The 23,145-nt window shown below is 70.5% G+C and carries 20 protein-coding genes and 1 tRNA gene; 11 read left to right on the top strand and 10 right to left on the bottom strand.

What is annotated here, in order from left to right; translation table 11 throughout:
* The 3 genes from G6031_RS03435 to G6031_RS19160 form a co-directional block, all read right to left on the bottom strand.
* A partial coding sequence (locus G6031_RS03435) for a protein phosphatase 2C domain-containing protein (protein WP_182652445.1) occupies positions 1 to 803 on the bottom strand: 803 nt, incomplete at its 3' end.
* Complete coding sequence (locus G6031_RS03440; protein ID WP_107747200.1) at positions 800 to 1,258, bottom strand: FHA domain-containing protein; 459 nt, start codon at positions 1,256 to 1,258, stop codon at positions 800 to 802. The genes G6031_RS03435 and G6031_RS03440, both read right to left, overlap by 4 nt.
* An 87-nt stretch (positions 1,259 to 1,345) precedes the next feature.
* Complete coding sequence (locus G6031_RS19160) at positions 1,346 to 2,224, bottom strand: DUF3662 and FHA domain-containing protein (RefSeq protein WP_179524037.1); 879 nt, start codon at positions 2,222 to 2,224, stop codon at positions 1,346 to 1,348.
* A gap of 189 nt (positions 2,225 to 2,413) precedes the next feature.
* Between G6031_RS19160 and G6031_RS03450 the strand changes: the two genes are divergently transcribed.
* The 3 genes from G6031_RS03450 (at position 2,414) to pntB (ending at position 5,932) form a co-directional block, all read left to right on the top strand.
* Positions 2,414 to 2,499: transfer RNA gene (locus G6031_RS03450), tRNA-Leu, on the top strand.
* Positions 2,500 to 2,919: 420 nt separating this feature from the next.
* Positions 2,920 to 4,503: a Re/Si-specific NAD(P)(+) transhydrogenase subunit alpha gene (locus G6031_RS03455; RefSeq protein ID WP_182652457.1), complete on the top strand. Its 1,584-nt coding sequence runs from the start codon at positions 2,920 to 2,922 to the stop codon at positions 4,501 to 4,503.
* 4 nt (positions 4,504 to 4,507) lie between these two features.
* A complete protein-coding gene (pntB, locus tag G6031_RS03460) occupies positions 4,508 to 5,932 on the top strand; it encodes a Re/Si-specific NAD(P)(+) transhydrogenase subunit beta (RefSeq protein WP_182652446.1) in 1,425 nt (474 codons plus the stop codon).
* 94 nt (positions 5,933 to 6,026) lie between these two features.
* Here the strand turns inward: pntB and G6031_RS03465 are convergent, their stop codons facing one another.
* The gene (locus tag G6031_RS03465; protein ID WP_182644009.1) at positions 6,027 to 7,382 is read right to left on the bottom strand and encodes an ammonium transporter; all 1,356 of its coding nucleotides are present in this window, start codon (positions 7,380 to 7,382) and stop codon (positions 6,027 to 6,029) included.
* Between the two features lie 404 nt (positions 7,383 to 7,786).
* On the opposite strand from G6031_RS03465, the gene glnT reads away from it, so the two are divergent.
* The 7 genes from glnT to G6031_RS03500 all read left to right on the top strand — a co-directional run bounded on the left by glnT (position 7,787) and on the right by G6031_RS03500 (position 15,770).
* On the top strand, positions 7,787 to 9,079 hold the full coding sequence (gene glnT / locus G6031_RS03470) for a type III glutamate--ammonia ligase (protein WP_241737165.1): 1,293 nt from the start codon (positions 7,787 to 7,789) through the stop codon (positions 9,077 to 9,079).
* Positions 9,080 to 9,144: 65 nt separating this feature from the next.
* Entirely contained in the window at positions 9,145 to 10,041 is an 897-nt protein-coding gene (locus G6031_RS03475) for a glutamine amidotransferase (protein WP_182652448.1), read from the top strand.
* Positions 10,042 to 10,095: 54 nt separating this feature from the next.
* Entirely contained in the window at positions 10,096 to 10,860 is a 765-nt protein-coding gene (locus tag G6031_RS03480; RefSeq protein WP_206682129.1) for a protein glxC, read from the top strand.
* A 33-nt stretch (positions 10,861 to 10,893) separates the two neighbouring features.
* Positions 10,894 to 12,276 carry an FMN-binding glutamate synthase family protein gene (locus G6031_RS03485; RefSeq protein WP_241731028.1) on the top strand — a complete coding sequence of 461 codons (1,383 nt, stop codon included), beginning with the start codon at positions 10,894 to 10,896 and terminating at the stop codon, positions 12,274 to 12,276.
* 96 nt (positions 12,277 to 12,372) lie between these two features.
* Positions 12,373 to 13,029: an XRE family transcriptional regulator gene (locus G6031_RS03490; protein WP_182615852.1), complete on the top strand. Its 657-nt coding sequence runs from the start codon at positions 12,373 to 12,375 to the stop codon at positions 13,027 to 13,029.
* A gap of 228 nt (positions 13,030 to 13,257) precedes the next feature.
* A complete protein-coding gene (locus G6031_RS03495) occupies positions 13,258 to 14,514 on the top strand; it encodes an allantoate amidohydrolase (RefSeq protein WP_182652449.1) in 1,257 nt (418 codons plus the stop codon).
* A gap of 29 nt (positions 14,515 to 14,543) precedes the next feature.
* The gene (locus G6031_RS03500) at positions 14,544 to 15,770 is read left to right on the top strand and encodes an FAD-binding oxidoreductase (RefSeq protein ID WP_182652450.1); all 1,227 of its coding nucleotides are present in this window, start codon (positions 14,544 to 14,546) and stop codon (positions 15,768 to 15,770) included.
* 38 nt (positions 15,771 to 15,808) lie between these two features.
* Here G6031_RS03500 and G6031_RS03505 read toward each other — a convergent pair whose 3' ends face one another.
* Positions 15,809 to 16,663, bottom strand: coding sequence for a PhzF family phenazine biosynthesis protein (locus tag G6031_RS03505; RefSeq protein ID WP_182652451.1), 855 nt, complete (start codon positions 16,661 to 16,663; stop codon positions 15,809 to 15,811).
* 262 nt (positions 16,664 to 16,925) lie between these two features.
* On the opposite strand from G6031_RS03505, the gene G6031_RS03510 reads away from it, so the two are divergent.
* A complete protein-coding gene (locus tag G6031_RS03510) occupies positions 16,926 to 17,096 on the top strand; it encodes a hypothetical protein (protein ID WP_182610057.1) in 171 nt (56 codons plus the stop codon).
* Positions 17,097 to 17,209: 113 nt separating this feature from the next.
* Here G6031_RS03510 and G6031_RS03515 read toward each other — a convergent pair whose 3' ends face one another.
* The 5 genes from G6031_RS03515 to G6031_RS03535 form a co-directional block, all read right to left on the bottom strand.
* Positions 17,210 to 17,686 (bottom strand): hypothetical protein, encoded by a 477-nt coding sequence (locus G6031_RS03515; RefSeq protein ID WP_182652452.1) that lies wholly within the window; start codon positions 17,684 to 17,686, stop codon positions 17,210 to 17,212.
* 66 nt (positions 17,687 to 17,752) lie between these two features.
* Positions 17,753 to 18,715 (bottom strand): TIGR03885 family FMN-dependent LLM class oxidoreductase, encoded by a 963-nt coding sequence (locus tag G6031_RS03520; protein ID WP_182652453.1) that lies wholly within the window; start codon positions 18,713 to 18,715, stop codon positions 17,753 to 17,755.
* Positions 18,712 to 20,613 (bottom strand): glycoside hydrolase family 15 protein, encoded by a 1,902-nt coding sequence (locus G6031_RS03525; RefSeq protein WP_182652454.1) that lies wholly within the window; start codon positions 20,611 to 20,613, stop codon positions 18,712 to 18,714. The genes G6031_RS03520 and G6031_RS03525 overlap by 4 nt, the downstream gene beginning before the upstream one ends.
* Positions 20,614 to 20,615: 2 nt before the next feature.
* Positions 20,616 to 21,479 (bottom strand): SDR family oxidoreductase, encoded by an 864-nt coding sequence (locus tag G6031_RS03530; protein ID WP_241737164.1) that lies wholly within the window; start codon positions 21,477 to 21,479, stop codon positions 20,616 to 20,618.
* Positions 21,480 to 21,613: 134 nt separating this feature from the next.
* A complete protein-coding gene (locus tag G6031_RS03535; protein ID WP_182652456.1) occupies positions 21,614 to 22,915 on the bottom strand; it encodes an acyl-CoA dehydrogenase family protein in 1,302 nt (433 codons plus the stop codon).
* Positions 22,916 to 23,145 lie beyond the last annotated feature (230 nt).

Raw genomic sequence — 23,145 nt, forward strand, 5'->3', positions numbered from 1 at the left:
GCGGCGGTGTCGGCGTGCACCGCGATCTCCCCCGGCTCGTCGGTGGAGGCCGCGCCCACGACCACGGGCACGACCGTGCCGCCGCGGGGGGAGTCCACGACGTCCGCCACCACGACCGTGACGTTGTCGGGGCCACCGGACCGCAGCGCGAGCTGGACGAGCCGCTCGGCGGCGGCGTCGGCGGACCCGGTCCCGAGGGTCTCGGCGATGGTCTCGGCGCTCACCGGGTCGGACAGGCCGTCCGAGCACAGCAGGTAGCGGTCGCCGACCCGTGCCTCCCGGACGGCGGTGGTGGGCTCGACGGGATCTCCGGTGAGCGCCTTGAGGATGAGCGAGCGCCGCGGGTGCACGTGCGCTTCCTCGGCGGTGAGCTCGCCGCGGTCGACGAGCGACTGGACGAAGGTGTCGTCCTTGGTGATCTGCGTGAGGACGTCGTCGCGGAGCAGGTAGGCGCGCGAGTCGCCCACGTGGAGCAGTCCCATGCGCCGGCCGTCGAAGAGCAGGGCGGTGAGGGTGCAGCCCATGCCCTCGGCCTCGGGATGCGCCTCGACGTGCGCGGCGATCGCCTGGTTGCCCTCGTGCATGGCCCGGCTGAGCGCGCCGGCGAGGTCCGACCCCGGTTGGTCCTCGTCGAGCTTGGCCAGGGTCGCGACCATGATCTGGCTGGCCAACTCGCCCGCGGCGTGGCCACCCATGCCGTCGGCCAGCACGAGGACCCGGGGCGCGGCGTACGCGGAGTCCTCGTTGTTGTCCCGCACCATCCCCGTGTGGGAGCGGGCGGCGTAACTGAGCGCGGGGGTCACGCGCGCAGCTCGATCACGGTCTTGCCGATCCGGATCGGCGTGCCGGCGGCCACCTTGACCGGGGTCGTCACCCGCGTCCTGTCCAGATAGGTGCCGTTGGTCGAACCGAGGTCCTCCAGGAACCAGTCCGGCCCGTGGGGCGACAGCCTGGCGTGTTGGTTGGATGCGTAATCGTCGTCGATCACCAGGGTGCACGAGTCGGCCCGGCCGAGCAGGACCGGCTGTTCGGACAGCGTGATGCGGGTCCCGGCGAGGGCGCCCTGGGTGACGACGAGGTGGCGGATCGCCTTGGTGCCGCGGCCGAGGAAGCCGCCCCGGCGCTCACCCTGGCCGCCCGACCGCATCCCGACGTTGCCGAAGACGTCGGTCTTCAGCGCCCGCAGGACGAGGTAGATGAACAGCCACAACAGCACCAGGAGGAGGCCACGCGAGAGTTGTAGGACGAGTCCCTGCACGAGTTCGGTCCTCCCCTCTCCGGTCAGGTCACCTCGGGCAACGTGTGATCGCCCCCGGAGGTTCCCGGGGGTCCATGCCTGTCGAGGCTAGTCGAACCGGACGGTTATCTCCGAGTGTCCGACGCGGATGACGTCGCCGTCCGCCAGCTGCCAGTCCTGCACCGGGCCCTCGTTGACCGTGGTCCCGTTGGTGGAGCCGAGGTCGGTGAGGACCGCCTCGCGGCCGTCGAACCGGATGTCCGCGTGCTGCCGGGACACCCCGGTGTCCGGGAGGCGGAAGGCCGCGTCCTGGCCGCGTCCGAGCAGGTTGGACCCGCGCTGGAGGCGGAAGGTGCGCCCGGAACCGTCCTCGAGGTGCAGCGTCACCGTGAGCGAGGCGCGACCCTGGGTGATCTGCGTGGGGGCGTCGGACGGACCACCCCAGCCGGTGTTCTGGCCGGCGGACCCGGACCGCGTGGCGACGGGGTAGTTGGAGGCGGGTGCCTGCATGGGGTTCTTCTCCTGACTGGCGCTCGGCGACGCGGGGGACGGCGACGACGGAGCCGGATGGCCCGGTGCCGGTGCCGGCGCGGCGGCCGAGATGTGGAACGGGACGGCGTCGGGGTCCACGACCCCGTTGATCCGCATCTGCCCGGTGTGGAGGTCGTCGCGTTCGACGAAGGTGACGGTGACGGGGCCGTAGGTCTCCCACCCCTGCTCGGCGATGTGGTCCGAGAGGTGGCGGGAGAAGGTCTTGACGGCCAGGGCCTCGTCCTCCGTGAAGGACGCGTAGTCCGACCGGGCGAGGGTGATGGTGTAGCTGTTGGAGACCAGCAGGTGACCGTCGACCACCTTGAGAGAGGCCTCGGACTGCTTCCGCAGCTGCGCCTCCACCTCGGCCGCCACCACCTTGCCGCCGAAGAGACGGGCGAAGGCGTCCCCGACCGCGCCCTGGAGTGTGCGTTCGAACTTGCCGACGATTCCCACGAGCGCCTCCTCTTCCCTGGTACGTGTCCGGACGTCCGGTCGCCGCGCGTGTCGGCGGCATCCGGTCGATCATAGAGGCGGGGGCGGCCCGAAGCACGTGTCCGGCATCCCCGGGGATCGCGGAGTGAGGCTCCACCAGCGGATTGGTACGGCCGGTGTGGCGCGTGTTAACGTATTCGGGCGTTACTCGGGCGAGTGGCGGAATGGCAGACGCGCTGGCTTCAGGTGCCAGTGTCCTTCGGGACGTGGGGGTTCAAGTCCCCCTTCGCCCACCAGCCGAGTGCAGCCCAGGGTGCACCCGTGAGCCGGCCGAGAGGCCGGCTCTTCGCATTTCGGGCCGGGGGGTGGGGCCCGGGCGTTGCACACGTCACCTGAATCGGGTTCAATCATCGGCGTGACGTAGGCTCACGCAGAAGTTCTCCCGGAGGTCGGCGCCACCATGCCGACGGACCGGAGAGCAACGTCCTCATGGTGGACGGAGCAGAGATCACCCTCTCGCCCGCGCCACCCGTGAGCCCGCATCCCACAGCTCGGATCCCCATCGGTGCCCGACGCGATCAGCGGACGATCCCACCCCGGGTCCCGAACACGATGTAATGAACGGACATTGTCTGGGTCGGTGCACGCGCGTCGGCTCTCCACAACGCTGTCGAAGGAACCCCCACATGGCCTCGAGCCTCGAAGAGATCCCCGATATGACCCCGGAGACCGACATCCGGGACACCGCGGACGCCCCCTCGGTGATCGGCGTGGTCGCCGAGTCCGATCCCGCGGAGAGGCGGGTGGCCGCCACCCCGGCGACCGTCGCCAAGTTGATCGGCCTGGGCTACCGGGTCGTGGTGGAGAACGGGGCGGGGACCCGCGCAGAGTTCTCCGACGCGGCCTACGCCGAGTCCGGCGCCGACCTGGTCTCCGGTGACGTGGCCTGGTCGGGCGACGTGGTGCTGAAGGTCGCGGTGCCCACGGAGTCCGAGGTGGCCCGGATGCGGTCCGGTGCGACCCTCGTGGGACTCCTGGCGCCCGCCCAGAACGAGCGGTTGCTGTCCGTCCTGGCCGAGCGCGGGGTCACCGCACTGGCGATGGACGCGGTTCCGCGGATCTCCCGGGCCCAGTCGATGGACGTGCTCAGCTCCATGGCCAACATCGCCGGCTACCGCGCGGTGATCGAGGCCGCCCACCACTTCGGCCGGTTCTTCACCGGACAGGTCACCGCGGCGGGCAAGGTCCCGCCGGCCAAGGTGCTGGTGGCCGGGGCCGGGGTCGCCGGTCTGGCGGCGATCGGTGCGGCCAGCAGCCTCGGGGCGATCGTCCGCGCCACCGATCCGCGGCCCGAGGTGGCCGACCAGGTGGGGTCGATCGGCGGCGAATACCTGCCCGTCGAGGTCCCGGACGAGGAGAAGGTCGTCTCCACGGACGGCTACGCCAAGGCCACCAGCGAGGCCTACGACCGCGCCGCCGCGGCCCTGTACTCGGCCCAGGCGGCCGACGTGGACATCGTCATCACCACCGCGCTGATCCCGGGCCGGGCGGCCCCGCGCCTGCTCACCGCCGCGGATGTGGCGTCGATGAAGCGCGGCTCGGTCATCGTGGACATGGCCGCCGCCCAGGGCGGCAACGTCGAGGGCAGCGTCGCCGACGAGGTCGTGGTGACCGAGAACGGCGTGACGATCATCGGGTACACCGATCTCGCCGGTCGCCTGCCCGCACAGGCCTCGCAGTTGTACGGCACCAACCTGGTCAACCTGACCAAGCTCGTCACCCCGGACAAGGACGGGCGGTGGGCGCTGGATCTGGACGACGTGGTCCAACGCGGGGTGACCGTGGCCAAGGGTGGCGAGATCATGTGGCCGCCCCCTCCGGTGCAGGTCAGCGCCGCCCCCGCCGCGGCCGCCGCCGCGCCGCTCGAGCCGCGCCCGGAGAAGAAGAAGCTCTCGGCAGGGGCCAGGCTCGGACTGATCGCCACCGGAATGGCGCTGCTGCTCCTGCTCACGGCCGTCGCGCCGGGTGACATCCCGCGCCACATCACCGTGTTCGTCCTGGCGATCGTGATCGGCTACTACGTGATCGGCAACGTCCACCACGCGCTGCACACACCGCTCATGTCGGTGACCAACGCGATCTCCGGTGTGATCGTCGTGGGCGCGCTCCTGCAGATCGGGATCGACAACACCGCCGGCCTGGTCCTGGCCACCATCGCGATCCTCGTCGCGTCCATCAACGTCTTCGGCGGCTTCGCCGTGACGCGCCGCATGCTCGGCATGTTCTCGAAGGGAGCCTGAGGAGATGTCACTCGTGACCGCCGCCAACGCGGCCTACCTCGTCGCCGCGCTGCTGTTCATCATGTCCCTGGCCGGCCTGTCCAAGCACGAGACCGCCCGTCGGGGCCTGAGCTTCGGTATCGCCGGCATGGCGCTGGCTCTCCTGGCCACCGTCGCGCTGGTGATCGACCACCAGCCCGCCACGATCGGGATCGTCCTCATGGTGGTGGCGGTGCTCATCGGCGCGACCCTGGGGCTGCTGCGCGCCCGCCGGGTGCAGATGACCGAGATGCCCGAGTTGATCGCCCTGCTCCACTCCTTCGTGGGCCTGGCCGCCGTGCTGGTGGGCTGGAACGGTTACCTCGAGCCCGAACTGCACGGTGAGCTCACCGGCTCGCTGCTGGACATCCACCACGCGGAGGTGTTCATCGGCGTGTTCATCGGCGCCATCACCTTCACCGGCTCGATCGTGGCCTACCTCAAGCTGTCGGGGAAGATGAAGTCCGCGCCGCTGGTGCTGCCGGGCAAGAACCTCATCAACGCCGGGATCCTGGTGGCGTTCATCGCGCTCACCACGGCGTTCGTCATCAGCCCGGCACTGTGGATGCTCGCGCTGGTGACGGTGCTGGCGCTGGCCCTGGGTTGGCACCTCGTGGCCAGCATCGGCGGCGGCGACATGCCGGTCGTGGTCTCGATGCTCAACTCGTACTCCGGGTGGGCCGCCGCCGCGACGGGCTTCCTGCTCGGCAACGACCTGCTCATCGTCACCGGCGCACTGGTCGGCTCGTCGGGCGCCTACCTGTCCTACATCATGTGCAAGGCCATGAACCGGTCGTTCTTCTCCGTCATCCTGGGGGGCTTCGGCATCGAGGCCGCCTCGGGCGAGGGCAAGGACCACGGGGAGCACAGCGAGATCGACGTCGCCGGCGCCGCCGAGCTGCTGGCGGGCGCCTCGAAGGTGATCATCGCCCCGGGCTACGGCATGGCCGTGGCGCAGGCGCAGTACCCCGTCGCCGATCTCACCCGCACCCTGCGCGAGCGGGGTGTCGACGTCCGCTTCGCCGTGCACCCCGTCGCCGGTCGTCTGCCCGGGCACATGAACGTGCTGCTCGCCGAGGCCAAGGTGCCGTACGACATCGTGTTCGAGCTCGACGAGATCAACGACGACTTCGCCGACACCGACGTGGTCCTGGTGATCGGCGCCAACGACACCGTCAACCCGGACGCCGCCGAGGACCCGGGCAGCCCGATCGCCGGCATGCCCGTGCTCCACGTGTGGGAGGCCGCCGATGTGGTCGTGTTCAAGCGGTCCATGGCCGCCGGATACGCCGGCGTGCAGAACCCGCTGTTCTTCCGCGACAACACGCAGATGCTGTTCGGCGACGCCAAGGACCGTGTCGACGACATCCTGGGCGCGCTCAAGGAGCAGCCGGTCGGGGTGGGCCGCTAGAACCGGCCGGAGAACCCGGTACGACGACGAGGAGGCGGTCCCACGCGGGACCGCCTCCTCGTCACTGTTCGGGTGGAACGGTCGATCGGATTGACTAGGTCGAGGAGGTGGGCGGGGCCGCGGTGGCCGCCTCCGGCTCCTCTTTCCCTGTGACGACCACGGCGTCGGTGCCGAGCCCGTCGCCCTCGAGCGCGTCCTGGAAGTAGGCCATCTCGCGGTGGTAGGCCTTGTCCAGGCCCTCCCGCTCGTCCTCCTCGGTGACCCGCAGGCCCATCGTCTTGTCCAGGACGAAGGCGATGAGCAGCGTGACGGTGAAGGAGTAGGCCAACACCGCCGCCGTCGCCAGGGCCTGGGCCCCGAGCTGCCCGAACCCGCCGCCGAACAGCAGTCCGGCCTCGCCGACGGGGGAGGCGGGATCGGCGATCACACCGATGAGCAGCGTGCCGATGATGCCCGCGACCATGTGCAGCCCGGCCACGTCGAGCGAGTCGTCGTAGCCGAGGCGGTACTTCAGGCCCACCGCGTAGTGGCAGACCACGCCGCAGATCAGGCCGATCGCGATGGCACCGAGCGGGCTGACCGCGGCGGCGGCCGGGGTGATGCCCACCAGACCGGCCACGAGCCCGGAGGCCACTCCCAGAGTCGTGGGGTGCTTGGCGCGGACCTGCTCGGTGATCATCCAGGCCAGTGCGCCACACAGTCCGGCGACCACGGTGTTGAGCGCGGCCACCGCGGCCGTGTTGCCCGCGGCGACGGCGGAGCCGGCGTTGAAGCCGATCCAGCCGGCGAAGAGCATGCCGGCGCCGAGGAACGTCAGGGGAACGCTGTGCGGTCTGCTGATCGTGGGGAAGCCGGCTCGTCGACCGAGCACGAGCACCAGCGCGAGCGTCGCGACACCGGCGTTGATGTGGATGGCGGTGCCGCCCGCGAGGTCGATGGCCCCCAGGTTGTTGGCGATCCACCCACCCGTGACCGACCCGTCGTCGGAGTCGAAGGCGAACACCCAGTGGGCCACGGGGAAGAACACCAGTACCGGCCACACGATGGCGAAGACCAGCCAGGTGGAGAAGCGCATACGGTCCGCCACGCCGCCGGCCACGAGGGCGACGGTGATCCCCGCGAAGAGCAGGAGGAACCCGGCGAACAAGGCGGGCGGCAGGCCTGGCGTCTCGGGCTCGGCCATGATGCCCCTCAGGCCCAGGTACTCGAGCGGATCGCCCAGCACACCGGCGCCCCCGACCGAGTCGCCGAAGGTCAGCGAGTAGCCGATGAGGACCCACAGCACGGCCATCACGGCGACCGCGCCGATCGTCATCATCATCATGTTGAGCGTGCTGCGGATGCTGACCATGCCGCCGTAGAACAGGGCCAGGCCGGGGACCATGAAGGCCACCGCGACCATGGCCGCGAGCACCCAGGCGGTGTCGGCCGCCGCTATGGCTACGTCCATCTTTCTCTCTTCTCTGTGAGGCCACTCCCGTGCGGGGCGACGTGGGGACCGTGCGTTTCACAGTGTGATCCGGTGTTGCTTACTGGCAGGTACCGCGATCGTTTCCATTCGGTTACCGCCGCGGGGGCGAACCGCGCCCTGGTCCGAAGCCTGGGTGGAAGCTGCACTTCCAGAGAGGTTTTCGCCTCACGCAACCCGTTACATCGCGGTAACCACCCGCGGGTTTAACAGCAGTACATTATGACCACCACGCAGAAACCCTCGGATCAGGAGACGTCATGACAGTCACCGCAGACCCCTCCGTCGGGGTCGCCGACCGTGCGAACGGCGAGAGCAGGCGGTCGTCGTTCCCGACGCTCGACGCCACCCGGGAGGCCGAGAGCGCGCCCGGCACCCTCGCCCGGATGGTCGCGGACACCGGGACGCGATTCGTCCTGGCCGTGTTCACCAACCTCCGGGGCAAGCCGTGCGCCAAGCTCGTCCCGGCCTCCGCGGTTGACCAACTGGAGGCCGGGGAGCTGGGCTTCGCCGGGTACGCCGCCGACGCGATCGGCCAACAGCCCAGGGACCCCGACCTCCTCGTCGTCCCCGACGCCCGCTCCTTCACCACCCTCGACTTCATCAAGCCCGGACTGGCCCTGGTGCACTGCGACCCCTGGGTGAGCGGGGAGCCGTGGCGCTTCGCGCCGCGCGTCATCCTGGGACGGATGCTCGCCGACGCGGCCACCGACGGCCTCGAGCTCAAGGTGGGGGCGGAGGTCGAGTACTTCCTGGTCCGGAAGAACGCCGACGGGTCGCTGTGCACCGCCGATCCCAAGGACGACGAGTCCCACCCGTGCTACGACGCCCGGGGCGTGACCCGGATGTTCGAGCACCTCGCCGGGGTCTCGGACGCGATGAACGTGCTCGGCTGGGCCAACTACGCCAACGACCACGAGGACGGCAACGGGCAGTTCGAGCAGAACTTCGCCTACGACGAGGCGATGGTCACCGCCGACAGGGTCATGACGCTGCGCTACATCATCTCCATGCTGGCCGAACAGCGGGACATGATCGCCACCTTCATGCCCAAGCCGTTCTCCGACCGCACCGGATCGGGGATGCACCTGCACATGTCCCTCTGGCGCGACGGACACCCGGTGTTCCCCGCGGTCGGCGACGACCGGTACGGACTGGGGCTCTCGCCCACCGCGTACTCGTTCATCGCCGGCGTCCTCACCCACGCCGCCGGCATGCACGCGGTGCTGTGCCCCACCATCAACTCCTACAAACGTATAGGGGCGCGCACGACCGCGTCGGGGGCCACCTGGTCGCCCACCGACGCGACCTACGGCGGTAACGACCGCACGCACTACCTGCGCGTCCCCGACGGCAATCGCGTCGAGCTCCGGGGAGGCGACGGCTCGGCCAACCCCTACCTGGCCGTGGCGGTGCAACTGGCCGCGGGCCTCGACGGCGTGCGGCGGGAACTCGACCCCGGCGTGCCGGCCACGGTCGGCGAGGCCACCCACACCCTGCCGCCGACCCTGCTGCACGCCGTGGAGGAGATGGGCCGGGACGAGGTCGTCCGCGCCGCACTGGACATCGGTGGCGACGGGGTTGCCGCGTACTACGCCGACCTCAAACGCGAGGAGTTCATCTCCTGGCACAACACCGTCACCCAGTGGGAGATCGACGAGTACCTGACCGCGCTGTGACGCGCGGGGCGGCCCTCCGGTCGCCCGGCTCCATCCCCTCAACCCGATAACACCAGGAGAACCCCATGTGCGGCATCGTCGGACTCCACCTGCGCGACCCGGAGCTCGAACCCCGGCTCGGCGACCTGCTCACCACCATGCTCGGAGAGATGACCGACCGCGGTTCGGACTCGGCCGGCGTCGCCGTCTACGGCAACCCCGACTGGACCCCGGCGGGATCGGCCACCGTCACCGTGCTGGCGGACGGCGTCGACGCGCCGGCGTTGGCCTCGCGTGTCGGCACCCACCTGGGCTGCGAGGTGTCGGGACGCGAGCTGGGTGCCACCGTGCTCCTGTCCGCCGGGACCGACCCCGAGACCCTGGCCTCCGCCGTTCGAAGCGCGGTCCCGGAGGTGGTCCTGGTCGGCCTGGGCAGCGAGTTCGCCGTCCTCAAGGGCGTCGGCCTGCCGCTGGACCTGGCCGCGGGTTTCGGCCTACCGGGGGCCTCGGGATGGCAGGGCGTCGGGCACACCCGCATGGCCACCGAGTCCGCCGTCACCCCGGCCGGTTCGCACCCCTTCTCCGTGGGTCCGGACCAGTGCATCGTCCACAACGGATCCTTCTCCAACCACGCCTCGGTGCGCCGCGAACTGGCCCGCCGCGACATCCACTGCGACACCCTCAACGACACCGAGGTCGCCGCGCGGTTCGTGGCGGCCCAGATCGCCCTCGGGGCCGGGATCGACCAGGCGCTGGCGGAGATGGCCGGCGTCCTCGACGGCTTCTACACCCTGCTGGTGTCCACCGCCGACGAGTTCGCGGTGGTGCGTGACCCGATCGCCTGCAAGCCCGCGGTGATCGCCGAGACCGACCGCTACGTGGCCATGGCCTCGGAGTACCGGGCGATGGCGCATCTGCCGGGTATCGACGAGGCGCACCTCTTCGAGCCCGAGCCGGGCCGCGTGTACCACTGGCGCCGCTGAACCCACCCCCGGGCGCCACACAGCACCGCGGACCCCCACCAGGAAGGAAGAACGATGACCATCACGCCGGCAGAGGCCGTCACCCCGCAGGACCTCGACCACCAGGCACATGGCCCCCTCGGCGAGGCGTCGACCACCGCCCCGCACGTGATCGACGTCCGGGAGACCGGGTTGCGTGAGACCAACAGGATCCTCCAGGCCTCCGACGGCACCGGCAGGTACCTGCTCACAGGTCCCAGGGGGGCCCACGCGCTCGCCGTGGGCCTCGAGAAGCCGGACGAGGTCGTGATCGACGGCCCCACCGGGTACTACACCGCGGGGATGAACGACGGCGCCCTCGTCACGGTCAACGGGAACGTGGGGGTCGGGGTGGCCGAGAACATGATGTCCGGGACGGTGCGGGTCACCGGGTCGGCCTCCCAGTCCGCCGGGGCGACGGCCCACGGCGGGCTGCTGGTGATCGAGGGGGACGCCGGCGCCCGGTGCGGGATCTCGATGAAGGGGGTGGACATCGTCGTCGGCGGTTCGATCGGCCACATGAGCTGCTTCATGGGGCAGGCCGGGCGCCTGGTCGTCCTGGGCGACGCCGGTGACGCCCTCGGCGACTCCCTCTACGAGGTCCACATCTACGTGCGGGGCCGGGTCGAGTCCCTCGGCGCCGACTGCGTCGAGAAGGAGATGCGGTCCGAGCACCACACCGAGCTCGGGGAGCTGCTCGACCGGGCGGGCGTCACCGGGATCTCGACTGCGGAGTTCCGGCGTTACGGCTCCGCCCGCACCCTCTACAGCTTCGACGTGGACAACGCCTCCGCCTACTGACCGCCCCGCCACCCTCCCCGACAGGAGCCAGACATGCCCTTCGACGGACACACCCGAACCGACCAGGCATCCCCCCCGCAGATCCCGACAGGAACCGTCGACCCGACCCTGCGCGAGTCCGCCACGTTCCCCCGTCCGGTGATCCACGAGATCCAGCGCGCCGCCGCGACCGGGATCTACGACATCCGCGGCTGGGGCGCCAAGCGCACGGTGCCGCACTTCGACGACCTGCTGTTCCTTGGCGCCTCGATGTCCCGGTACCCGCTCGAGGGATACCGCGAACGCTGCGGAACCGACATCACCCTGGGCACCCGGCACGCCTCGAGACCCCTCCACCTGGACATCCCCGTGACCATCGCCGGGATGAGCTTCGGGGCCCTGTCGGCGCAGGCCAAGGAGGCCCTCGGTCGCGGGGCCAGCGCGGCGGGCACCTCCACGACCACCGGCGACGGCGGGATGACCGCGGAGGAGCGCGGCCAGAGCTCGAGGCTCGTCTACCAGTACCTGCCCTCGCGCTACGGGATGAACCCCGTCGACCTGCGCAAGGCCGACGCCATCGAGGTGGTCCTGGGACAGGGCGCCAAGCCCGGTGGCGGCGGCATGCTCCTGGGGCAGAAGATCTCCGACCGGGTGGCGCAGATGCGGACCCTGCCCAAGGGGATCGACCAGCGTTCGGCCTGCCGACACCCGGACTGGACTGGCCCCGACGACCTCGCCATCAAGATCCTCGAGCTGCGCGAGATCACCGGCTGGGAGAAGCCGGTGTACGTCAAGGTCGGCGCCACCCGCACCTACTACGACGTCAAGCTCGCGGTGAAGGCCGGTGCGGACGTGGTGGTCGTGGACGGCATGCAGGGCGGAACCGCGGCCACGCAGGACGTGTTCATCGAGCACGTGGGCATCCCCACCCTCGCCGCGATCCCGCAGGCCGTGCAGGCCCTCCAGGAGATGGACCTGCACCGGAAGGTGCAGCTGATCGTCTCCGGCGGGATCCGCTCGGGCGCGGACGTGGCCAAGGCCATGGCCCTGGGCGCGGACGCGGTGGCGATCGGGACGGCGGCACTGATCGCGCTCGGGGACAACGACCCCCGGTACGAGCAGGAGTACCGCGCACTCGGCTCGGCGGCGGGGTTCTACGACGACTTCCAGGACGGCCGCGACCCGGCCGGGATCTCCACGCAGGACCCCGAACTGGCACGCCGGCTGGACCCGGAGGCCGCCGGTCGGCGACTCGCCAACTACCTGCACGTGCTCACGATGGAGGCGCAGACCATCGCCCGGGCCTGCGGAAAGTCCCACCTGACCCACCTGGAGCCCGACGACCTGGTGGCGTTGACGATGGAGGCCGCCGCGATGGCGCGGGTGCCGTTGGCCGGGACCGACTGGATCCCCGGCCGCGCGGGACGGGAGCTGTAGGTGACCGTCGTGTCGGACGACCGGACCGCGACCGGGCCCGCGCCGGCGACGGGTGCCCACTTCCACCGCGACGAGACGATGACTACCGTCGAGGGCATGGGAGTCGGCCGGGATGACGCGCGGAGGGTCGTCCACCAGGCGACTCCGCGTGAGCTCCCGGAGGACGTGCCCACCGGCAACGATCTCGAGCGCATCATCGGTTTCCACGTCCGCAGGCTGCGCCTGGCCGAGGGCCTGGGGGTGGCGGAGATGTCCCAGCGGATCGGCATCTCCAAGGCCATGCTGTCCAAGATCGAGAACGCGCAGACCTCGTGCTCGCTGAACATGCTCGCCAAACTCGCCACCGGACTCGACGTCCCGGTGACCTCGTTGCTCCGCGGCGCGGACACCAGACGTGACGCGGTGTTCACCCCTGACGGGCAGGGCGCGACGATCGTCGGCCGCGGCACCTCGGCGGGCCACGACTACGAGCTGCTCGGGGCGCTACGGGGATCCAACAAGCGCATCGAGCCGGTACTGGTGACCCTGACCGCCGAGTCGGAGGCGCATCCCCGTTTCCAGCACCCGGGCACCGAGCTGCTCTACATGCTCTCCGGCGACATGATCTACCACCATGCCGAGTCCGAGTACCGACTCCGCCCGGGCGACTCGTTGCTCCTCGACGGCGAGGGCGTCCACGGCCCGGTGGCGATGCTCGAACTACCCATCCGGTTCCTCTCGGTGACCGCCTACCCGGACGGCGTCGACGGCTGACCCGCCCGGTTCCGCGGAGCCGCGGCACCACCACTCACCGCACCACCACTCACCGCACCGCCACTCACCGCACCACCACTCACGACACCACCTCCTCCGGCGCCCCGTTCACGGCGCTTCTCGTCACAGCGCACAGCGCACAGCGCACCGCGCCCCGTTCCCCACGCCCCACCGCGGCCGTGGCGCCCCCGTACCGTCCCCACCCTCCCGCACCCCGAGGAGCCCGTCATGACCACATCGGTCACCACCACCGTCACCTCGCTGATGTCCGCGATCGCGGGCGTCGGGACCGACCCGACGAGGGGCGGATACAGCCGCCCCGTCTACTCCGCGGCCGAGGTGGAGCTGCGCGAGTGGTTCCTGGCCGAGGCGGCCGCCCGCGGCCTGGACACCGAGACCGATCGCAACGGGATCATCTGGGCCTGGTGGAATCCGGCCGGCCATCCACTGGAGGGCGCGGTCGTCACCGGCAGTCACCTGGACTCCGTGCCCGGGGGAGGGGCCTTCGACGGCCCTCTCGGCGTGGCCTCGGCGTTGGTGGCGGTCGACCGTCTCCGGGCCCGGGGTCTGCGGCCGCGGCGGGCCCTGGCGCTGACCGTCTTCCCCGAGGAGGAGGGGTCGAGGTTCGGCCGGGCGTGCCTGGGATCGCTGCTGCTCACCGGGGTGATGGACCCGGCCACGGCCGCGGGACTGACCGACGACGACGGCACCACCTACGCCGAGCTGTGCGTGGCAAACGGGCTGGATCCGGCGCGCCTGGGGCGTGACGAGGAGGCGCTGCGGCGGATCGGCCGATTCGTGGAACTCCACGTGGAACAGGGCCGAGGTCTGATCGACCTGGGCAACCCGGTGGCGGTGGCCTCGTCGATCATCGGCCACGGGCGCTGGCGGGTGACCTTCACCGGCCAGGGCAACCACGCCGGCACCACGCTGTTGGCGGACCGCCGCGACCCGATGATCCCGGCCTCCCGCACCGTCCTCGACGTCCGCCGGATCTCCCGCGTGTACCGGGGTGCCAGGGCCACCGTCGGTCGGATCGTGCCCACCCCCGGCGGCACCAACGTCATCGCCTCCAGGGTCGACCTCTGGCTGGACGTGCGGCACCCCGACGACGCCGTGACCGCGCGGATCGTCCACGAGATCACGGAGGCGGCCTCGATGGCGGCCGCACACGAGGGGTGCGAGAGCACGATCGTCCAGGAGTCGCTCAGCGGCTCGGTGTCCTTCGACCCGGCGTTCCGCGACCGACTGCTCGACGACCTGCCGGGCGTCCCCGTCCTGGCCACTGGGGCCGGCCACGACGCAGGTGTCCTGGCCGCGCACGTCCCCACCGCCATGCTGTTCGTCCGCAACCCCTCCGGGGTGTCGCACTCCCCGGAGGAGCACGTGGAGGACTCCGACGCCGAGCGGGGCGCCGAGGCCCTGGCCGACGTCCTCGCCGACCTGCTCACCTGCGATGACACCTCCGCGACCGACGCGTCCTGACCACCACGCACCTCGAGAGAGTGATCCCCATGACCGACACAGCGCACCTGACCGATACAGCTCAACGGACCGACACGGTGAAATTCCTCGTCATCGGCGGTGGCCTCGAGGGGCTGTCGATCGCCTGGAACCTGACCGAGCGCGGCGAGACCGACGTGCTCGTGGTGGAGAAGGACACCCTGTGCTCCGGGATGACGGGCAAATCCAGCGGCATCGTCCGCTGCCACTACGGTTCGCCCACCATGGCGGCCCTGAGCTGGCACAGCATCCCGGTGTTCGAGAACGCGACCGAGCTGTTGGGCGACGACATGGCGTTCCGTCAGTGCGGCTACGCCGTGATCGTGGGCGAGGAGAACGTGATCCCGCTCCGGGCGAACGTGGCCATGCAGCAGAGCCTGGGCATCGAGACCGAGATCATCTCACCGGACCGGATGGCGGAGTTGTGGCCCGGGCTGAACGTCGGCGACGTGGCGGCGGCGGCGTGGGAGCCTCGCGGTGGTCGCGGGGAGGCGTACATGACGGGGATGGCCTTCGCCGCCGCGGCCCGCCGACGTGGGGTCCGCGTCCGGCAGAGCACCCGGGTCACGGCGCTGGTGCGGGGGCGTGGTGACCGGGTGGTCGGAGCGGAGTTCGCCGACGGCACCACCGTGTACGCCGAGCAGGTGATCCTGGCGACCGGGGTGTGGGCGCCGCAGCTCGGCGCCACCGTCGGTCTGGACATCCCCGTCCGGGCCCAACGTGCGCAGCTGGTGCTGGTCGATCAGGGTGAACCGCTGCACCACGTCCCCACGCTGTCGGACCTGGTGGGCCTGCAGTACCTGTGCCGCGAACCGAACGGGGAGATCCTCGCCGGCAACTCCGACCACCACTCACCGCAGTACCTCGATCCCGACGCCTACTCGAACCGGGCCGACACCTCGACCGTCGAGAAGGTCGTGGAGCGGCTCATGCACCGCCTGCCGGGCATGCCTGACCCCTCGATCACCGGCAGCTACGTCGGGGCGTACGACACCACACCCGACTACAACCCGGTGATCGGCCCCTCACCGCTCGACGGGCTGTTCCTGGCTGTCGGTTTCTCCGGGCACGGGTTCAAGATGGCGCCCGCGGTCGGTCGGCTGGTCGCGGAGTTGCTGCTCGACGGGACGACGACGATGTCGGGTGTCGACCCGGCGGACTGCCGCCTCTCCCGATTCGCCGAGGGCCGTCTCACCACCAGCCTCAACCCGTACGTGGGCGCGGGCGAGATGCGCTGAACGGCTCCGCGACCCGGCGGGGGGCTGCTGCGTTCCGGTCAACCCGCCCGGATCTCGCCGGCCACGAGGTGCGCGACGTGGCCGGTCACCCAGATGCCTGTGCCGGGGGCGTCGTCACATCCGGCGGCGATCCCCACACGCCCCTCCCGGCCGAGCACCGTGCCCTGACGGGCGGTGTAGCGCGGGGGCAGCGTGCCGTCGCCGGTGAGCCACACGGCCAACCCCGCCTGGAAACTGCCGGTCACCGGGTCCTCGGAGATCCCGGCCGAGACGGGGAAGAAGCGGACCTCGACCTCGACCGGGCCCTCCCGGTCCGTCGGGTGGCGGCCGACGACCCCGACGCGGTCCCCGTCGAGAGCCTGAACGTCGGGCCTGACCGCGAGGACGGCATCGGCGTCGCGCAACAGCAATGCGCAGGAGCCGGGACCGTTGTCCACCCAGGAGTGGTCCACCACGTCGTCGCGGCTCAGCCCCAGCCCCGACGCCAGTCGCGCCACTTCCGACTCCTCGAGGGGGCCCGACCTGATCAGCTCCGGTGCGGCGAACGACCAGTCACCGGCCCCCTCGTCGCGGACGGTGACCAGTCCGATCCCGCATTCCTGCACGGCCCTGCCGGGCTCCCGGGGCCGCCCACCCGCCGAGTGCCACACCGCGCAGGCACCCAGCGTGGGGTGACCGGCGAACGGCAGCTCGGCCCCGGGGGTGAAGATCCGGACCCGGTAGTCGGCCTCGGCTGAGGAGGGTTCGAGGAGGAACGCCGTCTCGGACAGGTTGGTCCAGTTGGCGATGGCTGCCATCTCCGCCTCGGACAGCCCGTCGGCGTCGTGCACCACGGCGAGGGGATTGCCCCGGAACGGGACGTGGGAGAAGACGTCGACCTGCGAGAACCTCATCCCCCGACGGTACGCCCGACCTGCCGGAGCGATCCGTCGGAGGGCGTGCGCGGTCGGCAACCGGCTCACGGACGGGCGACGTCCCGGAGCGGTGGATTTGTGCGGCAGCTTTGTTACGGTGTATTTGCCGGCAACATCGAGCGGAGCCCTCACTCCCTCGGTGGGTGTCGGCCCCTCGGTCCGGATGATTCCGAACCCATCCGGACGACGAGCCCGGATGGCGACGGGCCCGCCGTCGTCACACGACGAAAGGAATCACATCATGGGCAGCATCGATCAAGGACTCGGCCTCCTCCAGCTCGGCTCGACCACCTTCACGACCGGCTCCGGTGTCATCGACGCCGGCACGGACTTCCTGGGTGCGGTCGTCGGCGTGATCCGCACCGCCGTCAACGGTGCCGCGGGACTCATCGGCTCCGCCGAGCTGGTCTGACCCCGGGCGCTCCACAGCGCGAGGGCACGGTCCGGCCTCGGCCCGGAGCCCTCGAAGACACGAGTCGGCCCCCGCACGGCGGGGGTCGACTCTCGCCGCGCAGGCAGCCGGGTTCAGCTTTCGCGGAGCGCGTCCGTACACGTCAGGCGCAGTTTCTCGAGCTCCTTGCCGTGCTCGACCGCACGCTCGACCAGCGCCTCCAGGGTGGGCCGGGGGAGACGCGGGTCGGCGATCTCGAGCAGGGCCCTGAACCCCAGCTCCTTGCCCCGCACCGCGATGGTGAGTGCCTCCAGCTCGAGGAGATCACTGAGCGGCGACCTCTCGGCGAATCGCTGGTTGGGCTTGAGCTGACCGAGCTTCTCCGCGGCCCGGGCCGGGAGGTCCTTCAGGGCAGACGGCGATGTCCCCGCCAGCGTCATGAGCTCCTCGAGGGTGCGGAGGTCCTCCTCGGTCTCGTCGCCGATACGCGAGACGACCCCACGGATCTCGGGGTCCTCGTGGTCCTTGGCCACCCTCCGGAACAGGTCCACCCCGGCGGCGGCCCCGGCGTGGTGGTCCTGCATGTACGTGTGCAACAACTCGGTGGCCATACCGGCGACGTTACGTCGTCTCGGCGGGGCGGCAACCGCGAACCGGCAGGGTCGTCACCGACGAGCTCAACCGCGGGCGAGGGCCGGGAGCAGCTCCTGCTCGGCCAACTCGAGGAAACCGGACTGGTCCTGGGAGACGTGGTGCAGATAGATCTCGTCGAACCCCAGTGACTCGAACTCGCGGAGCCGGCCGACGAGGTGATCGACCGAGTCGGTGACGATCACGGTCTCCTCGATCTTCTCGTCCGGGATGTACCGGGCGACCAGGTCGAACTCCTCCGGGGTGGGCAGGTCGTAGGCGACCGGTGGGTCCACGGCGTGGTTCTGCCACTGATCCCGGGCGACCTCGCGTGCGCGGCTCATGGTGTCCTCGATCGCCACGTGGACCTGCAGAGCGAGCGTCCCCCGGCCGCCGGCCGTCCGATAGGACTGGACGATCTGCCGGACCGAGTCGGGATCGTCGTTGATGGTGATGAGCCCGTCGGCCCAGGTCGCCGCCCGCGCGGCGGTCTCCGGGGTGAGTGCCGGGCCCATGATCCGGGGTGGTGTCTCCGGGAGCGAGTACACCCGCGCGTTCTCGACGTCGACGAGTCCGTGGTGGGTGACCTCCTCGCCGCGGTGGAGGCGGCGGATGACGTCGACGCTCTCCTCCAGGCGGGCCTGCCGGGTGGCCTTGTCCGGCCACTTGTCGCCGGTGATGTGCTCGTTCATGTTCTGGCCGCTGCCGAGGGCGACCCAGAAACGGTCGGGGAACATCTCGGCCAATGTGGCCGACGACTGGGCGACGACGGCGGGATGGTAGCGCTGGCCGGGCGCGCAGACGGTGCCGAACGTCATGCCGGTGGTGGCGAGCGCGGCACCCAACCAGGACCAGGCGAAGCCCGAATGGCCCTGGCGGGTGGACCAGGGTGAGAAGTGGTCGGAGCACATCGCGATGCGGAAGCCCGCGCGTTCGGCCTGCTGGACGTCCCGCAGCAACCTGCCCGGGGAGATCTGTTCGTGCGAGGCGTGGAATCCGTAGGTGGTCATCGTTCGCCTTCCTGTCGTCCCTTCCGGGCCGCCTGGATGGCGTCGGCCGCCCGGATCAACCCGATGTGACTGAACGCCTGGGGGAAGTTCCCCGCCAGGCGGCCGGATGCGGGATCGAACTCCTCGGAGAACAGGCCGAGGTCGCTGCCCCGGGACACCATGGTCTCCATGAGGGTCTGGGCCTCGTCGACGCGGCCGCTCCCGGCGTACTGCTCGACCAGCCAGAAGGTGCACAGGACGAACGGGTACTCGCCGCCCTCGAGTCCGTCGATCCCGCTGTCGACCCGGTAGCGGTGGACGAAACCCTCCTCGGTGACGAGGTCACGTTCGATACACGCCACCGTGCCGAGCATCCGGGGATCGTCGTAGTCAAGGAATCCGGTGTGGGGCAACTGCAGGAGGGAGGCGTCGACCTCGGTGTTGTCGTAGGTCTGGGTGAAGCTGCCCAGCTCGGCGTCGAACCCGTGCTCGTCGATCTCCTCGGCCAGGCGGGACCGGAGCTCGCGCCACCGCTCCGCGGGTCCGTCGAGCCCGTGTTCCTCGACCGCGCGGACGCCCCGGTCGAACGCGGCCCACATCATGGCCCGCCCGTGGGTGAAGTGGTGGGTGGACCCGCGCATCTCCCAGATCCCGTGGTCCTCCCGGTCGAAGTGCTTCTCCGCGTAGCGCAGCAGCCCCTTCTGCAGTCCCCAGGTGTACTCGTCCTCATGGACGCCGGCCTCGCGCAGGTCGTGCAGGGCGATCATGACCTCCCCCACGACGTCGGCCTGGTACTGGTCCGCCGCGCCGTTGCCGATCCGCACCGGCCGGGAGTCCTCGTAGCCGTCGAGGTGGTCCAGTTCCATCTCGATCAACTGGCGTTCGCCACCGACGCCGTACATGATCTTGACGTCGTCGACGTCGCCGGCGACCGCACGCAGGAGCCAGTCGCGCCAGAGCGCGGCGCCCTCGGTGAGACCGTGTGCCACCACGACCTCGATGGTGAAGGCGGCGTCGCGGAGCCAGGTGTAGCGGTAGTCCCAGTTCCTCTCGCCGCCGAAGTACTCGGGTAGCGAGGTGGTCGGCGCGGCCACGATGGCGCCCGTGTCCAGATTGGTCAACGCCCGCAGGACCAGGAGCGAACGGGTCACCTCCGGCCGGGGATCGCACTCGACCTCCAACTGCGCGGCCCAGTCGGTCCAGGCGCGGATGGTCGCCGCGATCGTCTGGTCGGCGTCGGGAGGGCCGGGGACCTCCTCGTGGGACGGGAACCAGGTCAGGTCCCAGTCCAGCCGCTCTCCCTCGCGGACGTCGAACCGCCCCTCGAGTCGCCGGGCGCGCCCACCCTCCTGGGAGGATTCGTCGTCGCGCACGGCGGCGCGGGCATGGGTGTCATCGCTGGGCGAGGAGCCGTCGTCCTCGTCCGGCCAGTGCAGCATCGGCCCGGTGACCAGGATGCCGTCGGGCCCGGCCAGGGCCAGCAGCGCGCGGTCCTGACCGTTCCTGGCGATCTCCCGGGTCCACGGTGTGGCCCGGGCGTAGTCGAACCTGAGGCGGAGGTCGTGCTGGACGGTCACCTCGCCGTCGAGGCATTCGACCCGGCGGATCAGGTCCCCCTGGGAGTCGCTGCGCAGGAGGCAGTCGGTCACCCGGGCGGTGCCGGTCGGCGACCGCCAGGTCGTCTCCAGCACGAAGGTCTCCGGGATGTACCGGCGATCGGTCACCTCGCCGTCGACCACGGAAAGGCACCACCGGCCGTCCTCGGGCCCGCCGAGCAGGGCCGAGAACACGGCGGGGGAGTCGAACCTGGGCAGGCAGAGCCAGTCGATGCTCCCGCCCCGCGACACCAGTGCTCCGGTACGCAGGTCGGACAGCAGTGCGTAGTCCTCGAGGGGGGTGCTGCGGGTCGAGCCGGCCATCTCTAGAAGACCGGCTTGCCGCCGGTCACCCCGAGCACGGTGCCCGAGACGTAACCGGCGTCGGCGGGCGAGGCGAGGAAGACGAACGCTCCCGCACATTCCGCGGGCTGACCCGCGCGACCGAGCGGGGTGTCCGAACCGAACTCCTCCAGCTTCTCGCCGGGCTGCGTGGCCGGCTGCAGCGGCGTCCAGATGGGGCCGGGCGCGACCGCGTTCACCCGGATGCCCCGGGGCCCGAGTTCGGAGGCGAGGTTGACGGTGAGGTTGTTCAGGGCCGACTTGGTGGCCGCATAGTCGAGCAGCGGCGGGGCCGGTTGGTAGGCCTGGACCGACGTGGTCGTGATGATCGAGGACCCGGGGCCGAGGTGGTCCAGCGCCTCCTGGCTCGCCCAGATCGTGGCGTACAGGTTGGTCTTGAACACCCGGTCCATGTTCTCGCTGTCGATGGTCTCCAGACCCTCGCCGCGAGCGTGTTGGTAGCCGGCGTTGTTCACCAGGATGTCCAGTCCGCCGAGCTGCTCCGCGGCGTCCCGGACCATCTGACGGCACTGGGACTCGTCGCGCAGGTCACAGGGGAGGAGTACCGCCCGCCGGCCCGCGTCCTCGATCCAGCCCCGGGTGTCCTGGGCGTCGGACTCCTCCTCCGGCATGTAGGAGATCGCCACGTCGGCTCCCTCTCGGGCGTAGGCGATGGCCGCGGCCCGCCCGATCCCCGAGTCCCCGCCCGTGATCAGGGCCTTCATCCCCTGGAGCCTGCCTGATCCGCGGTAGGTCTGTTCCCCGTGATCGGGCACCGGGGTCATCTCGGAGCTGAGCCCGGGGGGCCGCTGCTCCTGGGGCGGGAACCCGCCGCTGTCGTTGGTCATCTCCTCGGAGCGTCGTGTGATATCGCTCGTGGTGCTCATATCTCCAACGTACGTAAAGCTGTCGTATCCGCCACCGGGGCCGGACGGCGTCCGGAGGCCCCGAGCGGGTCAGCGGGCGTCGACCCCCCGGACGATCAGCGACCCAGCAACCCCTTGGCGATGTGGGTCACCTGGATCTCGTTACTACCGGCGTAGATCATGAGCGACTTGGCATCCCGGGCGAGTTGCTCGACCCGGTATTCCGCCATGTATCCGTTGCCGCCGAAGAGCTGCACCGCGTCCATCGCGACCTCGGTGGCGACCTCGGACGAATAGAGCTTCATCGCCGACGCCTCGGCCAGTGTGAGGGGCTTTCCGGCGCGGGCCCGTTCGATGGAGTGGAACACCATGTTCTGCACGTTGATCCGGGCCACCTCCATCCGGGCCAGCTTGAGCTGGATCAGCTGGAACCGTCCGATCTCCTGGCCCCAGAGGGTGCGCTCGCGCGAGTAGTCCACGCAGAGCCGGTGACATTCCTGGATGATTCCCAGCGCCATGATCGCCACACCGGTGCGCTCGGCGGTGAAGCTGGACTTCGCGGACTCCCGCCCGTCGCCACCGCGGTGGTCCTCGGTCTCCCCCAGCAGGCGGTCACGGCCGAGCCGGACGTCATCGAAGAACAACTCGCCGGTGGGGGAGCTGTGCAGGCCCATCTTCTTGAACGGCGCGCTCTGCGTGAGGCCGTCCATCCCCGCGTCCAGGACGAATGTCAGGACCTTGCGGTCACGCTTGGCTGCCGCGGCGTCGCGGTCGTCGGCACCCGCCGCCGCGCCCTCCTCGAGCTTGGCGTAGACGATCATCACGTCGGCGTGCGGGCCGTTGGTGATGAACGTCTTGCGGCCGTTGAGGATGTAGTCGTCGCCGTCCCTCCGCACGTAGGTCCGCATCCCGCCGAACGCGTCGGAACCCGAGTCCGGCTCTGTGATGGCCCACGACGCGACCTTCGCCATGGTCACGATGCCCGGCAGCCAGCGTTCCTTCTGGGCCAACGTCCCGCGCGACATGATGGTCGTGGCGCCCAGCCCGATGCTCACCCCGAGCGCCGACACCAGGCCCATGCAGGCCCCCGCGAGCTCGCTGATCACCACCGCCATCAACGAGTCCTGGCCCTCGAACGCTCCGCCCGACCCGCCCGACCCACCCGACCCGCCCGACCCGCCCGACCCGGCCGAGGTCTCCGAAGCGCCCGACTCCCGCGCCCGCTGCCTGGCGAGCATCTTCTCCACGCCGTCGGCGGCCATCGTGTCGATCCCGAACTCCGCGAACAACTTACGGATGATCGGATAGGGCGGCATCTCCCCGCTCTCGAGGGCATCGAGATTCGGACGAATCTCCTTGGCGATGAAGCCCCGCACGGCCTCCCGGATCATCAGATCGGTCTCGGACCACTCGTACATCGCTGTCTCGTCTCCTCGGTGCCCCAGGCCGCCGCTGGAACATGTTCCGGTTCAGTCTGTCGCGCCCCGGCGCGTGGGACGGGGTTTCGGCGTGAAACGTCTCCCGCCGGGCAATCCCCGCAGAACCTGCGGGAGGTCGGGCACACTCGGGTGCATGAGTGCTCCCCTCGACGACGCATCCGACCCGGCCGGCGACACCCAGGCGGGCGGCACCCGGGCCGGCGACACCC

The sequence above is a fragment of the Dietzia sp. CQ4 genome, assembly GCF_014145125.1.
GTDB lineage: Bacteria > Actinomycetota > Actinomycetes > Mycobacteriales > Mycobacteriaceae > Dietzia > Dietzia natronolimnaea.